The sequence below is a fragment of the Pseudoalteromonas sp. MEBiC 03485 genome (genome assembly GCF_004195145.1).
GTDB classification, from domain to species: domain Bacteria; phylum Pseudomonadota; class Gammaproteobacteria; order Enterobacterales; family Alteromonadaceae; genus Pseudoalteromonas; species Pseudoalteromonas apostichopi.
Map to the genome: position 1 here is coordinate 2,487,640 of NZ_SGBT01000001.1, position 16,312 is coordinate 2,503,951.

The following is a 16,312-nucleotide window of genomic DNA, read 5'->3' on the forward strand; positions in this document are numbered from 1 at the left end:
ATCTTTGCTTTTAATCAGTTGCTATTCTGTCTCCATTATTAAGATAGGAGATTTATAATGCAAACTCGTTTATCCCAACAGCAGGTATATTCACTTAACCCAGGACTTGTTGAACATTTAACTGGACTGAGCACACTACCAGAAGATTCAAAAATAACTAGTAGGATTGTAGATCTAGTAAGACTCAGAGTGTCGCAAATAAATGGCTGTGGATTTTGTCAGCATATGCACTCAGCAGAGTTAAGACGCCATGGAGAGCATCAGCAACGATTAGATGTATTGGCTGCTTGGCGTGAAGTTCCAGTGTTCTCAGAGGAAGAAGTTTCAGCATTAGCCTGGGCAGAAGCATTAACAAATATCATTGATAAGCATGTTGAAGACAATGTGTACAACCAAGTGTCTTTAATATTTACTGAAAAAGATGTCGTGGCACTGACGGCAATTGTGTTAGAGATTAATAGTTGGAACCGTATCGTTAAAGCGTTTCACTTTATCCCTGAGTTAACGGAGTAGAGAATAATTATGAAGTTTACACTCGCACCTAGGGTTAATGCGTTGGTAAATATATTATCAGCATGCGCCTTTTTCTTTGGTAGTACCTTATTTTTACCTGCATTTATAGAATATGCCACATTGGGGGTGGTGTTATTCATGATAGGTTCGTTATTATTTTTATTAAGTGCATTCGCTGATTATTACAGCCATTAATAACAAAAAACCGGAGCGCACATCTTTGTGTCATTCCGGTTTTCCATATTCTAAGCTGGCGTAAAATTAGATTTGTACGTCTTTTACTTTTTTATAGCCTTCAGCTTCAAGCTCATCGTTCACACACTTTAATACGTATGGCTTTAATTCTTCGTTGCTGATGTCATCATCTTTTGCCCAGTTTAAACACATTTCGGTGTATTCTTTGATCATTTCAGCTGATGCTTCTGGTGCTTCATTAGCGATTGCATTCGTTGCTGACACGCTTAAAACAGGTGCCAAAATTAGTGCTAGCAATGCTTTTTTCATTTAATTATTCCTAATCAACAAAAGTAATTATTACCGGCTCAATTGCACAGTAATGGTGCGCAATGTGTATCTCACTTTGCTTGAGTGAATTTATAAACTAAATTTCAAAAAAAGATAACGAAATTTTTTTATCGTAAAGATAAGCAAAAAATAACCACTCTTTTTACCTCTAAGGCTAGCAATGGTGAGGCTAATACACGTATTATCGCGCTAATTTTAAAAAGAAAAGTGAATTAAGTTATGTCTGAACAAGTGACTCATTCAAAAATAAAGAAAGTACCAAGCAAGCTAGAACACGTTGTTGAGAGTTTTATTTTTCGCTCGCGTTGGTTATTAGCGCCATTCTTTATTGGCTTATTAGTCGCTGTGGTATTACTGCTGCTAAAGTTCTTTAAATACTTATACAGTATGGCCTTAAATACGTTCACTGCGTCAAACCAAGAGCTTTTGGTGGGCATTTTGACTTTAGTTGACACTGCGCTACTAGCAGGGCTTTTGCTTATTATCATTTTCAGTGGTTACGAAAACTTTGTTTCAAAGTTAAATATAGAAAATCACGAAGATCGACCTGTTTGGATGGGTAAGGTTGGTTTCTCGGGTCTTAAGATGAAATTGATCAGTGCAATTGTTGCTATATCGGCTGTCGAGCTTTTAAAAGTGTTTATCAGCTCAAACAATCATTCCACAGATGAGTTACTCTGGAAGGTGTTAATTCATGTTACTTTTGTGGTGTCGGGGGTGTTATTTGCGCTAACGGATTACATAAATAGTAAAACCATGAACCATTAATAGCAATCTTCCATAAAAAAGCCCTGCAATAGCAGGGCTTGGTTTTTAACAACTGATTCTTAATTCAGGGTTGCGTAAAAGCAACCGAACCCGGGCAGAGTGACTGTATTATTGTTTAATTCAGCTGTGTGATGAGAGATCTCAGTATGCTGTGAAGACACAGAGTCAGAGATTGTCAGTTCACTACTTTGCGCAGCCAAGTTAAATGCACAAAGCATTTTAGTGTCGTTAAGCGTTCGATAAAAAGCAAGCACAGGCTCTTGCGTATCTATAAATTCAATATCGCCTTCTAAGAGAACGTTTTTATCTTTACGCCATGCCATAAATTCACGGTAGGCATTCAAAATCGAATCTTTATCTTGATCTTGCGTATTTACCGCAACTGATTTGTGCGCATCGCCCACAGGTAACCAAGGTTTTACTGATGAGAAGCCAGCTTGCTCTGCATCCGTTGCATCCCAAGGCATCGGTGTACGACAACCGTCACGGCCTTTAAAGTTTGGCCAGAATGTGATGCCATATGGGTCTTGTAAGTCTTCAAATGCAACTTCAGCTTCACCTAAACCAAGCTCTTCACCTTGGTACATACATACGCTGCCACGTAATGAAGCAAGTAGGGCTGTTAGCATCTTACATTGCTGAGGCTCAATTTTTTCACCTTGACTCCAACGGCTAGCAACACGTTCAACGTCGTGGTTGCTAAATGCCCAACATGGCCAACCTTCAGTCATGCGCTGCTCTAAAGTGCTAACTGTATTACGAATATATTCCGCGCTATAGTCGTTTGTCAGTAGCTCAAAGCTATAACCCATATGAAGTTTGTCACCACCTGATGTGTACTCAGCCATGGTTGCTAGTGAGTCTTCTGATGAAATCTCACCTAGAGCAACTGTGCCTGGGTACTTGTTTAGTAGGGCGCGGATGTCCTGCATAAAACTAAGGTTCTCAGGTTGCGTATTATTGTAGTAGTGATACTGGAACGCATATGGGTTGTCTTCGCTAAAGCCTCGGCCTTGACGCTTCTCTGGTGGCTTAGCTGGATTATCACGTAATTGAGCATCGTGATAGCAAAAGTTGATTGCATCTAAGCGGAAACCATCAACGCCTTTCTTAAGCCAAAACTCAACATTATCTAATACTGCTTTACGAACTTCAGGGTTATGGAAGTTTAAATCTGGCTGCTCAGCAAAGAAGTTATGTAAGTAATATTGACCACGACGCGGTTCCCATTGCCATGCAGGGCCACCAAAAATTGATAACCAGTTATTTGGTTGTGTGCCATCAGGCTTTGCATCAGCCCATACATACCAATCAGCTTTGTCGTTAGTTTTATCTTCACGGCTATCAAGGAACCATTGATGTTGATCAGAGGTATGGCTCAATACCTGATCAATAATGATCTTAATATCACGTTGGTGCGCTTGTGCAATGAGTTCATCAAAATCATCAAGGTTACCAAACAATGGGTCGATATCACGGTAGTCACTGATGTCATAACCAAAGTCTTTCATTGGCGATTTAAAGAAAGGTGAAACCCAAATAGCATCAACACCTAGGCTTTTAATGTAATCAATGCGATCAATGATACCTTTGATATCACCAATGCCATCGCCATTGGTGTCTTGGAAACTGCGCGGGTAAACTTGATAAATAACCGCACCTTTATACCACTGCTTTTGAGCCATGTTTTTCTCCATCGTGACACTCAGTGTATGTAAACTGTTAGGCAACCGTTAATGCAATATGTTGCCGGAATGTCAAAAGCATACGTGAAGGGTGAGATACTGTAAAAACTCTGCATACGTATGCACGCCAAATTCATCTATGTGCTCAGTAAAATTCATTAACTTGATTTAAAAGTAAACAACTCGAATATCAATTAATAAAACTTACCAATTAGATATTCCTTCTCTTATCAACAAATAAATACTCCAGCTTGGTGCATAAAATAGCTGGATTACACCAGAATGGTGCACCATCACAATTGGTAAGACCAATTGTCATTGTTGCAGGTCTGTTCCTAATATAATTGCGTCATGTCGCTATTTAAGCGAGATAAATGGCTTAGTATCCATTTCTGTAACCAAATTAGGTTCTTAAATATAGCAAAAATGTTTCATTACTATTAACTAAGACGTAAAAATCATTAAACACTTTAAATTCAGTGGCTTGAAGGTTGGTTTTGTAAAAATGTTGTTAATTTTTGTGAGGGTGAGCTACGCTGAATACGTATGCATAAATTTGTTAAGAAAATAATCAGAGCGTTAATATTCAATTCGACAACAAAATCAGTCAGCGAATTTCAGCTATTATGTTAATGAATAACTGCAACACGTTGGCATTACAATTTGGGTAATGGGAAAACATCATGTCTATGTTCAAACCAAGTATATTAACTCTGGCTTTAACAGCCGCAGGTTTAAATAGCTTTGTAGCGTATGCTGCAGAAGAAGACCAAAAAGCGAAAAACGATAACGTTGAAGTTATCGAAGTTAAAGGTTTTCGTGGCAGTGTTGTAGAATCTATTAATACTAAACGCTTCACTCCTGAAGTTGTTGAGTCAATCTCTGCAGAAGATATCGGTAAATTACCTGATTCATCAATTGCAGAATCAATCGCACGCCTTCCTGGTTTAACAGCACAACGCCTTGACGGTCGAGCTAGCCGTGTAAGTGTTCGTGGTTTCAGTGAAAACGAAAGTGCAACGACATTCAACGGTCGTGAGCAAGTATCAATCGGTGACAACCGTGGTGTAGAATTTGACCTTTATCCATCAGAAATTATGAGTGGCGTAACGGTATACAAAACACCAAGTGCAGGTATTGAAGCTGAAGGTATTGCTGGTGTAATCGACATGCAAACTGTGAAACCTTTAAGTAAAGGTGAACAAGTTATCATGTTCAACGGTCAATATGAGCAAACAGGTTTTGATAAATTAAATCCAGACGGTGACGACCAAGGTTTCCGCGGTACGTTCTCATACATTGACCAATTTGCTGATGACACAATCGGTGTTGCATTTGCATACAACACGATGAGCTCACCAAACCAAGAAAAACGTTGGAACTCGTGGGGTTATCCTGAGTTTACGGGTGAAGATGGCAATACATACTCAATTTTAGGTGGTGCTAAGCCATTTGTACGTTCATCGACTCTTGAGCGTGATACAGCAATGCTTGTAATTGAAGCTGCGCCGACTGATCGCTTAAACATGACATTTGATGCCTTATATGTAGATTTCTCAGATGAAAAAATCCTACGTGGTATAGAAGTTCCATTCGCATGGGGCCAAGGTTCAATCGACCCAAGTTCAGCAGTTGTTGACGCTGACACTGGTTTCATTACTAGTGCAGTAACAGAAGGCCAACGTGTTGTTGTTCGTAATGACTACGAAGAGCGTAATGCTGAGCTCACTCAGTTTGGTTTTAATGCAAAATATGACATTAGCGATGATTGGTCAGTAGAATTTGACGTAAGCCGTTCTGAAGTTGAACGTCAAATTTGGAGTATCGAAAGCTACTCAGGTACAGGTCGTGGTGACGCGAATGGTGTTGCTGATACAATCGGCTATGAGTTTGACGGTGGTAACACTGGCGCGCAATTTAGTCATAACCTTGATTACAGTGATTATGACTTAATTCAACTTGGTGGCCCATTATCTTGGGGTGCAAGTGCTGCACTTAATGACAAGTATGGTTTAACAGGTACTGAGTATCAAAATACAGCGCAAGATGGCTTTATTAATGCGCCAGAAATTAATGATGAACTAAGCACATTAAAACTTGCTGCAAGCAAAGTACTTGATAATGCTTACATCAGCCGAGTGTCATTTGGTATGTCATACCGTGACCGTGAAAAGAGTAAGTTGTCGGAAGGTTACTTCATGACATTAAAAGACTTCTCTTTATCGAACCCTGGCATGGTATCAATCCCGGAGCAATACCGCTTAGGTACAGCGAGTCTTGATTTCATCGGCATGGGTAACATGGTTGCTTATGATACCAATGGTTTAGTAAATGATGGTTATTATAACCTTCTTCAAGAAAGCCTTACTGATTCAAAGCACAAAACACAATCTTGGACTGTACAAGAAGAAGTAACAGCATTCTTTGCTCAAGCTGATATCAATGCTGAGCTGGGTTCAATCCCTGTAACAGGTAATATTGGTGTTCGTTATGTGAAAACTGAACAGTCTTCACAGGGTTTTGCTGCAAACACTGTTGATGGTTTAGTTGTTGTATCAGAGACCGATGTAAGCCATGACTACAGCCACTTCTTACCAAGCATCAATTTATCGTTTGCAATTGATGAAGAGCAAACTGTACGCTTCGGCGCAGCGAAAACGATTTCTCGTGCTCGCTTAGACGAAATGAACTCATCAGTTAATGCATCTTATAATCAACAACCAGATGAAAACGGTAACTACTGGAGTGTATCTGGTGGTAACCCAGAGCTTGAGCCTAAAGAAGCAACTGGTTTTGATTTAAGCTACGAAAATTACTTCCATGAAGAAGGTTATTTCGCTGCAGCTGTATTCTACAAAGATATCACTCAGTGGATTTTCGATGGTACTTATGAAATTGATATGAGTGGTGTAGCTGACCCGTCTACTGGTGAAATCCCTGCGACTTCAACTGGTACTGGTTCTGGTAAAGTAAATGGTGGTTCTGGTGACCTTTGGGGTTATGAGCTTTCATTAACACTACCGTTCACAATGTTCAGCGAATCTTTAGACGGTTTTGGCCTAATCGCAAGCCATACAGGTGTTGAGCAAGACTTAACTGACCAAAATGGTAACGACTATGAGCTACCTGGCCTATCTGATCAAATCGATAGCTTAACAGTTTACTTTGAGCGTAATGGTTTCCAAGCGCGTACCAGCATGCGTAAGCGTAGCGACTTTAAAGGTGACGTATACGGTTTAGGTTTTGCTACTACACAAGTTGATATTAAAGGCGAAACAATTTGGGATGCTCAAATTGGTTATGACTTCAGCGAAGGTGGTGTAGAGAGCCTTGACGGTTTATCTGTCACTTTCCAAGTGCAAAACATCACTGAAGAGCCGTTTACATCACTACAAGGTGATAACTCACTTCAAGTACGTGATTACCAAGACTACGGTCGTACATTCCTGTTAGGCTTCAGCTATAAGCTGTAATTAGCTAAAACAGCGATAGAAAATTGCCCTTGTGATTTGTTTTACAAGGGCTTTTTTATATCAGTGAGCTACACTCAATGAATTGAATTTGGCGTTTGGTGTACTATGGAATCAAAAAAAATTACAAAGGTAGTGATTGCCGGTGGTGGTACCGCTGGTTGGATAACCGCTGCGTTACTTAATAAAGTACTTGGGAAAGTGCTTGATATCACGCTTATTGAATCAGCAGAAATTGGCACTGTTGGTGTAGGCGAAGCGAGCATTCCACCTATCTTGCATCTAAATGGTGCGCTTGGCATTTCTGAAAAAGAATTTATAAAGGCCACTGGCGCAACGATTAAACTAGGTATCGAGTTTGAAAATTGGCGCAGCCAAGGCCATAGCTATATGCATGCCTTTGGTGAGATAGGTAAAGACTTTCCGTTTTGTGAGTTTTATCATTTTTGGCTAAAAGCAAATCAAACACAAAACGCGCCTGATTTTTGGGATTTCTCACTTAATTACCAAGCTGCAAAAGCACATAAATTTTCCCACCTTAGTCATATTCCTAATACCCAATTAGCAGGCTTACATTATGCTTATCACTTTGATGCCACACGATATGGCGAGTTCTTAAAAGAATTAGCGCAATCACGGGGCGTAAAACGTATCGAAGGCAAAATTGAATCGATTAATCAATGCCATCAAAGCGGATATATTTCTTCTTTGCTGATGCAAAATGGCAAGCAAATAGATGGCGACTTATTTATTGATTGCACAGGCCTGCGTGCCTTATTGATAGAAGAAACACTCAATACAGGGTTTGAAGATTGGTCACATTGGCTACCTTGTGATAGTGCTGTTGCAATGCAAAGTGAATCCGCTACGGATGCAATTCCTTATACACGGTCAATTGCAAAAGACTCTGGTTGGCAATGGCAAATTCCATTACAGCATCGTGTAGGAAACGGCCTTGTATATTCGTCTCGTTTCTTATCTGATGAATCAGCTAAACAACAGCTTCTGGACAACTTACCAGCTAAGCCATTGACAGAGCCACGTATTATTAAATTTAAAACAGGGCGTCGTTTAAAGCAGTGGCATAAAAATGTGGTATCGGTTGGCTTATCGAGTGGTTTTTTAGAGCCTTTAGAATCGACCAGTATTCATTTAATTCAAAGTGCAGCCATTCGTTTAATTAAGTTTTTTCCTCATCAAGGTATTAAGCAAAGCTTAGTTGATGAATTTAATAAACAAAGTAAAACAGAATTTGAGCGAATTCGTGACTTTATTATCCTTCATTACAAGCTAACTGAACGTGATGACACTGCATTTTGGCGTTTTTGCAAAGGCATGGATATTCCAAGCAGTCTTAAAAAGAAAATTGAGCTATTTAAAACCAGCGGCAAGCTCGTAAGAGAAGACGATGAGCTATTTGCTGAAGTTGCGTGGCAGCAAGTCATGATAGGGCAAGGGCTTATTGCAGACGATCATCATCCATTAACTGATGCCTTATCTGATGAGCAGTTAAATGAGTTATTTAGTAATTTAAAAACGTTGATTAATAACACCGTAGAGCAGCTACCGAGTCACAGTCAATTTTTAGAAAAAGTACAAAATTAATTATGAAAAAAACACAGACATTTTTAGCGTTAACGACCGCATTTACACTTTTTAACTCGACAGCGAGTTTTGCACTTACCGCTTCACCAGAAAATTGGTGGGTTGGAATGCAAAACGATTCTTTGCAAGTAATGCTTTACGATAACAATATTGCTAACAAAGCGTGGCAAATGATGCCTTACAAGGGCGTTGAGTTTAAAGGGGTGACAACAACAAATAACCCTAACTACGCTTTTTTAGATTTAAACATCAGCGATAATACAAAGCCGGGAAAACTGACTTTTAAAGCTGAAGATGGCACAACGTTTACTTACCCATTAAATGCTCGAGATAAGCAAAGTGCCAACCGCGATGGCTTTACAAACAAAGATACGCTGTATTTAATCAATCCTGACCGCTTTGTAAATGGTGACCCAAGTAACGACAGCGTTGCAGGTATGCAGGAGGCTGCAAATCCGAGCTTCAAAGGAGGTCGTCATGGCGGTGATATTCAAGGTGTTATTAATAGCTTAGATTATCTTGAGGACTTAGGTGTAACGCAACTTTGGTTAACACCTGTGCTTGAAAATGACATGCCAAGTTATTCTTATCATGGTTATGCTATTACTGACTTCTACAAGGTTGATCCGCGTATGGGCAGTAATGCGCTTTATAAAACCTTATCAGCAGAAGCGAAAGAGCATGGTATCGGCTTAGTGATGGACATGGTACTTAACCACTTTGGTTCATCGCATCAGTGGATGGCTGACATGCCAACAGTAGATTGGGTTAACTTTGATGGCAAGTTTGAAAATGGTAAAAATGCCACAAGCCACGCCAGACAAACAATTCAAGACCCTCATGCCAGCCAATACGATAAACGTCAATTTAATGATGGGTGGTTTGTTGAGTCGATGCCTGATTTAAATCAGCGCCAGCCGTTACTCTCAACTTATTTGATTCAAAATGCCATTTGGTGGATTGAATACGCCAACTTAAGCGGCATTCGTGTTGATACCTATTCATACTCAGATAAAGCGTTTTTAGCCGATTGGACTAAAGCGATTATGACCGAGTATCCAAACTTTAATATTGTTGGCGAAGAGTGGACAACCAACCCGGCAATTGCATCTTATTGGCAGCGCGGCAAAGTCAATCAAGATGGATATACCTCTGATTTACCAAGTGTGATGGACTTTTCATTACAAGAGGCGTTGATCCAAGCACTTAACGAAGAAGAAAGCTGGAATACAGGTTGGATAAAAGTGTATCAATCGCTGGCGAATGACTTTTTATATGCTGATACAGATAACATTTTAGTGTTTGCTGATAACCATGACATGAGCCGTGTTTACACTGAGCTTGGTCAAGACCTCGCAAAAACTAAATTAGCCATGACGCTGCTGTTAACAACTCGCGGTATTCCACAAATCTATTACGGTACAGAGCTTTTGCTTGATAACACGCCAAGCAATGACCACGGTGATATTCGCATTGACTTCCCTGGTGGGTTTACGGGTCAAAAAACAAATGCATTCACAGGCAAAGGCCTTTCAACTGATCAGCAAGAGATGTTAAGTACCATTAAAAAACTGCTTAAGCTGCGCCAAGAAAAACCAGCGCTAAGTGAAGGTCGTTTAATGCATTTTTCACCAAAGCAAGGCGTTTACAGCTATGTGAGAGAGCATAATGGCCAAACTGTATTGGTCGTTCTTAACAAAAACCAACAAGCTATTGATTGGGATTTAAGCTACATGCAAGAAGTGCTGAAAGGCAATAATAAAGGACGCGATTTAATCAGCGAAAAACGCGTTGAACTTGCAGCGCCAATCCGCTTAAAAGCTATGCAAGCACGCTTAATCGAGCTTGAATAATTGCAACTAATAGGCTGAATACGTATGCATTTACTGTCCGTATGCAGCCCTTAACATTAGTATGAACTGATATTTACAGAAAAATGAAGTAATGATGACAACATATAAACTAACTGCGTTAGTAGTGGCTTCGGTTTTAGGTTTAACTGCCTGTGGTAACGATGCGCCAGTACAGCAGAACACGCAAAAGCAGCAATCAGAATCGAGCCAAGCAGCTATCTCTAAGCCTGTGGTTTATCAAGTATTCACTCGATTATTTGGTAATACAAATACCACCAATAAACCGTGGGGTACATTAGAAGAAAATGGGGTAGGTAAATTCGCTGATTTTAATGATGCTGCATTACAAGGCATTAAAGAGCTAGGTACAACACATGTTTGGTACACAGGTGTACCGCGTCATGCTTTAGTAACTGACTATACCGAATACGGTTTGTCACAAGATGACCCTGATGTTGTAAAAGGCCGTGCAGGCTCACCTTATGCAGTGAAAGACTATTACGATGTTAATCCTGATTTAGCAATTAACCCTGAGCGCCGCTTAGAAGAGTTCGAAGAGCTAATCAATCGCACTCATGAGCACGGTATGAAAGTTGTTATTGATATTGTGCCAAACCACGTAGCACGTAACTATGAGTCGGTCGCAAAGCCTGAAGGTGTTAAAGATTTTGGTGCTGAAGATGACACGACGAAAACTTATGCTCGCGATAATAACTTTTACTATGTAACAGGGCAGTCATTTCAAGTTCCTACCAGCGATAGCTACCAAGTGTTAGGTGGTAACCCGCATCCTCTAGCAGATAATCAGTTTGCTGAAACACCAGCAAAATGGACGGGTAATGGGGCACGTGCAGCTAAACCTGACATCAATGATTGGTACGAAACAGTTAAAATTAATTACGGCGTGAAACCAGATGGCAGCTACGATTTTCCGACGCTACCTGCTGATTACGCTGATAAAGATTACCGTGCGCACTACGCATTTTGGCAAGATAAAGAGCTACCAAATAGCTGGTATAAATTCCGCGATATCGCGCTTTATTGGTTAGATAAAGGTGTCGATGGTTTTCGTTATGATATGGCAGAGATGGTGCCTGTTGAGTTCTGGAGCTTTTTAAATTCATCAATCAAGATGCAAAAAAGCGATGCCTTTATTTTGGCTGAGGTTTATAACCCAACGCTTTACCGCCCATATATCCAGCAAGGTAAGATGGATTACCTTTACGACAAAGTCGGTTTTTACGACACAGTTAAAGCTGTGATGCAAGGCAAGCAATCAGCGGATACTATTTTCGATATCCAAAGCCAAGTGGCTGATATTGAAGAGCACATGCTGCACTTTTTAGAAAACCATGATGAGCAACGTATTGCTAGCCCAGATTTCGCGGGCAGCAGTGAAAAAGGTAAGCCGGCTATGGTGGTTTCTACACTAATGTCGCGTTCGCCAACATTACTTTATTTTGGTCAAGCTGTCGGTGAAGATGGCTCTGAAGATGGTGGCTTTGGCGACCCAACCCGCACAAGTATCTTCGATTACATGGGTGTACCTGCGCATCAAGCGTGGATGAATAATGGTAAATTCGATGGTGGTGCGCTTTCAAAGCAGCAAGCTGATCTACGCGCTTACTACACTAAGTTAATGTCGTTAAACACGCTTCCTGCCATTGTTGGTGGTGACATGCAAGCGGTTGAATTGACGGGTTCAGAGCAAGTCATTGCTTTTACGCGTAAGCTTGGCCAACAACTGGTGCTTGTAGTAAGTAACTTTTCAGAGAACCCACAAAATGTTGAGCTTAACCTTAACCAAGCGTTGTTACCTAAGCTTAACCACAGTGATTTAACGTTAACTGATAACCTAGAAAATCATGCCGACATTGTGATTTCTGAGGCAACAACGAATGGGCCAATTCAATTACAAATGAATGGTTTAAGCAGTGCAGTATTTACTCTAAAGGCTGATTATGAATAATAACAAACCAACGCTAAGCTTTTGGCAAATATGGAATATGTGTTTTGGATTCTTAGGGATCCAATTTGGCTTTGCATTACAAAACGGTAATGTGAGCCGTATATTTCAAACCTTAGGTGCCAATGTTGATGACATTCCAATCCTTTGGGTTGCAGCGCCGCTTACAGGTCTTATTGTACAACCGATCATCGGTTATTGGAGCGATAAAACTTGGAATAAGTTAGGTCGCCGTCGTCCGTTCTTTTTTTATGGGGCTATTCTAACAACGTTATCGTTATTCATTATGCCTAACTCACCAAGCCTTTGGATTGCAGCGGGTATGCTATGGATCATGGATGCGTCAATTAACGTGACCATGGAGCCATTTCGTGCACTTGTTAGTGATAACCTGCCTAAAAAGCAACGTGCAACTGGTTATGCAATGCAAAGCTTCTTCATTGGTATCGGTGCGGTTGTCGCGTCGGCATTACCTTGGATGATGACTAACTGGTTCGATATTGCCAATACAGCACCAGCTGGACAAATCCCAGATTCTGTAAAATTTTCGTTTTACTTTGGTGCAGTAGTTTTAATTATTGCAGTGTTTTGGACTGTGTTTACCACTAAAGAATATTCCCCAGAAGAGCTAGAAAGTTTTCATGAGCAAGAGCAAAGCAATGACTCGAGCGATGTTCAAAGCGATGTGAATTTTAACAAAGGGGCTGCAATTTTTACGGTTCTTGGCCTTGTCGTTCTTGGAATTGTTACAGGTCTATCTCTTGAAAAAGAGCTTTATTTGCTTGCTGGTGGTTTGATTAGTTTTGGTGTTATTCAATTTATAGCCGGTGCTCTAAAAGCTAAAAATGCAACCAGTGGTGGCTTTTATCAAGTTGTAAATGATGTATTCACTATGCCAGAAACAATGAAGCAATTAGCTTGGGTACAATTTTTTAGCTGGTTCTCATTGTTTGCAATGTGGATTTATACCACCTCGGCGGTAACAAGTTTCCACTATGGCAGCAGTGATACAAGCTCACTTGCATACAACAATGGTGCGGATTGGGTTGGTGTGTTATTTGCCGCTTACAATGGCTTTGCTGCCATTGCAGCACTGTGTATTCCGATTGTCGTTAAAAAAGTGGGACTAAAAATGGCCCATGCTATCAACCTAGTGTTAGGTGCATTAGGGCTGGTCAGCTTTATTGTTATTAAAGATCCAAGTTTACTGATCTGGCCAATGATTGGGGTCGGTTTTGCTTGGGCGTCAATTCTCTCTTTACCATACGCAATGTTAAGTACCTCAGTACCAAGTAAGAAAATGGGTGTGTACATGGGTATCTTTAACTTCTTTATTGTTATCCCGCAGCTTTTAGCGGCAAGCGTATTAGGCCTAATTTTACGCCACCTTTTTGATAATCAACCGATTTATGCGTTAGTGCTAGGTGCAGTGTCATTCGTACTAGCAGCGGTCGCCGTACTGCGCGTTAAGCAACAATAATAAGGACACACAATGAAAAAATTTAATCTAATTACAGCAAGCTTTTTAGCATTAGGTTTAACAGCTTGTAGTTCAGAACAATCAGCAAATATAGCGGTAGACCAAGTTTCTGCACCGGGTGCACCGGGTGTTGAGCCTTTTTGGGCATACTCTGGTAAAACAGGTATTGGTACCTCTTATGAGCAATACCAAGACGGTCACTATAGCGACGCAGCTGCTACCGGCAAAGTATCAAAAGTTTGGTTTTCAATTGCTAAAGGCATGATCACAGAAACCATGTTTGGTTTAATTCACCAAGCACAAATCAAAGATATGCAATTTGTTGTCGTTGGTAAAGATTTTACCGTAACAGAGAACGATGATCTGGATGTAAGCATTGATTATTTATATAAAGATGACGCAGGTCGCCCATTATCGCTTGCGTACAAAGTAGTAAGTAAAGACAAGCAAGGTCGTTTCACCTTAGAAAAACATATCTTTACAGATCCTAACGGGCAAACACTGTTTGTTCGTAGTGTATTTAATACAGACCTTGAAGATGTGAAAGCCTACGTTAATGTGAATCCTTATATCGATAACAATGGCTTAGATGATTTTGCAAAAGTGACTGACAAGGGTCTAGTTGCTTGGCAAGATGATAACTTTTTATCTTTACAAGCCGCTCAACCATTCAAACAAGCGAGCGTTGGCTTTACGGGTGTAAGTGATGGCTTAAAAGAGTTGAGAGCATCGCAATCATTACCAACTACTTACCAAAATACCGGTGATAAGTCGGGTAATGTAAGCTTACTTGCAGAGCTGGGCGAAGTATCAAAAAACACCACCTTTGATTTAGCTTTAAGCTTTGGTAAATCTGAAGCTGCAAGCCTAAAAGAAGGTCAAGCAAGTTTAAACCAAGGCTATCAAAAAGTGCTTGCTGCATATAACGGTGAAGGTGCTGCCATTGGTTGGCAAGACTACTTAACAAGCCTTGAACCTTTGAGCACATTAACTAACAGCACTGCTGATAATGGTAAGCTGCTCTATACCAGTGCTATGGTGTTAAAAGCGCAAGAAGATAAAACTCATGCAGGTGCTTTAATTGCATCACTTTCTAACCCTTGGGGTGAAACGGTTTCGGCTAAAACAGGTTCTACCGGTTATAAAGCGGTTTGGGTTCGTGATTTCTATCAAGTTGCAATGGCATTTATGGCCATGGGTGATGCACGTACTGCTAAAACGGCGTTTGAGTATCTAGAAAAAGTACAAGTAACAGATAACACACCAGGCAATGGTGGTGACACTGGCTGGTTCTTACAAAAGACACATGTTGATGGTGAACTTGAGTGGGTAGGTGTACAGCTTGACCAAACAGCAATGCCAATTATGTTAGCTTGGAAACTTCATCAAGCAGGCGTACTTAGCGATCAAGAGCTGACAGATTGGTATGGCAAAATGTTAAAACCAGCTGCTGATTTCTTGGTTGATGGTGGCCTTGCCAAAATTCTTTGGAACGACACGCAAATTACACCTCCAGCAACGCAACAAGAGCGCTGGGAAGAACAAAATGGTTTTTCCCCATCAACAACAGCTGCGGTTGTTGCAGGTCTAGTGACAGCTGCTGATATTGCTAAAAAAGCAGGTGACACTAAAAATGCAGAGCGTTACCTAGCAACGGCTAAAACCTACAACAGTGAAATTGAAAGCACGATGTTTACGACTCAAGGTAACCTTAAGTCTGAAAACAGCGATGGTGAATATTTCATTCGTATCGGTCAAGACAAAGATCCAAACTCATCAACTACACTTAACGCCAATAACGGTCGTGAAGGCTTTGACAAAAAGCAAATCCTTGATGGTGGTTTCTTAGAGCTTGTACGCTATGGTGTACGTGATGCACTTGCTCCGAGCATTGTAAAAACATTACCAGAGTATGATGACGAAACTTTAGTTGATAACCTTCAAGTACGCTATACCTTTAACTTTGCTGATGGTTCGGGCTCATTCCCAGGCTACCGCCGCTATGGTAACGATGGTTACGGTGAAGACCAAATGACAGGTAACAACTACGCTGAAGGTGGTAACAACACCCCTGGTCAACGTGGGCGTGTATGGCCGTTTTTCACAGGTGAGCGTGGTCACTATGAAATCGCTGCGGCAAACGCAACCAATAGCCTAGATGCGATGAAGCAACAAGCGATTAAAGACACCTACGTAAAAGGAATGGAAGCTTTTGCCAATGAAGGCATGATGTTACCTGAACAAGTTTGGGATGGCGTAGGTAACAATAAAGCTGGTTATCAGTTAGGTGAGGGCACAAACTCGGCAACACCGCTTGCTTGGACTCACGCTGAATACATCAAGTTACTTCGTTCAGTGAGCGATAAACAAGTATGGGATCATTACCCAGTTGTTGAAAAAGCCCTCAAGTAATACCTTATCAATAAGCCGCAATTCATTTGCGGCTT

The 16,312-nt window shown here is 40.7% G+C and carries 11 protein-coding genes; 9 read left to right on the forward strand and 2 right to left on the reverse strand.

Translation table 11 applies throughout. The annotated features are described in order from the left end of the window. The first annotated feature begins 57 nt into the window (after positions 1–57). Complete coding sequence (locus tag EVU92_RS11480; protein ID WP_130051334.1) at positions 58–513, forward strand: carboxymuconolactone decarboxylase family protein; 456 nt, start codon at positions 58–60, stop codon at positions 511–513. Between the two features lie 9 nt (positions 514–522). Then, positions 523–708, forward strand: coding sequence for a YrhK family protein (locus tag EVU92_RS11485; protein ID WP_130051335.1), 186 nt, complete (start codon positions 523–525; stop codon positions 706–708). Between the two features lie 66 nt (positions 709–774). Here the strand turns inward: EVU92_RS11485 and EVU92_RS11490 are convergent, their stop codons facing one another. Then, positions 775–1,017, reverse strand: coding sequence for a hypothetical protein (locus tag EVU92_RS11490; RefSeq protein WP_054551458.1), 243 nt, complete (start codon positions 1,015–1,017; stop codon positions 775–777). A gap of 240 nt (positions 1,018–1,257) precedes the next feature. Between EVU92_RS11490 and EVU92_RS11495 the strand changes: the two genes are divergently transcribed. Then, on the forward strand, positions 1,258–1,806 hold the full coding sequence (locus tag EVU92_RS11495; RefSeq protein WP_130051336.1) for a TIGR00645 family protein: 549 nt from the start codon (positions 1,258–1,260) through the stop codon (positions 1,804–1,806). A gap of 59 nt (positions 1,807–1,865) precedes the next feature. Here the strand turns inward: EVU92_RS11495 and EVU92_RS11500 are convergent, their stop codons facing one another. Beyond that, positions 1,866–3,491: an alpha-glucosidase family protein gene (locus EVU92_RS11500; protein WP_130051337.1), complete on the reverse strand. Its 1,626-nt coding sequence runs from the start codon at positions 3,489–3,491 to the stop codon at positions 1,866–1,868. 683 nt (positions 3,492–4,174) lie between these two features. On the opposite strand from EVU92_RS11500, the gene EVU92_RS11505 reads away from it, so the two are divergent. From EVU92_RS11505 to EVU92_RS11530, 6 genes are all read left to right on the forward strand, one after another. Then, complete coding sequence (locus EVU92_RS11505; RefSeq protein ID WP_130051338.1) at positions 4,175–6,964, forward strand: TonB-dependent receptor; 2,790 nt, start codon at positions 4,175–4,177, stop codon at positions 6,962–6,964. A 105-nt stretch (positions 6,965–7,069) separates the two neighbouring features. Continuing rightward, complete coding sequence (locus EVU92_RS11510) at positions 7,070–8,566, forward strand: tryptophan halogenase family protein (protein WP_130051339.1); 1,497 nt, start codon at positions 7,070–7,072, stop codon at positions 8,564–8,566. Positions 8,567–8,568: 2 nt separating this feature from the next. Continuing rightward, positions 8,569–10,419: a glycoside hydrolase family 13 protein gene (locus EVU92_RS11515; protein ID WP_130051340.1), complete on the forward strand. Its 1,851-nt coding sequence runs from the start codon at positions 8,569–8,571 to the stop codon at positions 10,417–10,419. 91 nt (positions 10,420–10,510) lie between these two features. Beyond that, the gene (locus tag EVU92_RS11520) at positions 10,511–12,388 is read left to right on the forward strand and encodes an alpha-amylase family glycosyl hydrolase (RefSeq protein WP_130051341.1); all 1,878 of its coding nucleotides are present in this window, start codon (positions 10,511–10,513) and stop codon (positions 12,386–12,388) included. Next, positions 12,381–13,865 carry an MFS transporter gene (locus EVU92_RS11525; protein ID WP_130051342.1) on the forward strand — a complete coding sequence of 495 codons (1,485 nt, stop codon included), beginning with the start codon at positions 12,381–12,383 and terminating at the stop codon, positions 13,863–13,865. Before EVU92_RS11520 ends, EVU92_RS11525 begins: the two co-directional genes overlap by 8 nt. A 12-nt stretch (positions 13,866–13,877) precedes the next feature. After that, entirely contained in the window at positions 13,878–16,277 is a 2,400-nt protein-coding gene (locus EVU92_RS11530; RefSeq protein WP_130051343.1) for a glucan 1,4-alpha-glucosidase, read from the forward strand. Positions 16,278–16,312: the final 35 nt, after the last annotated feature.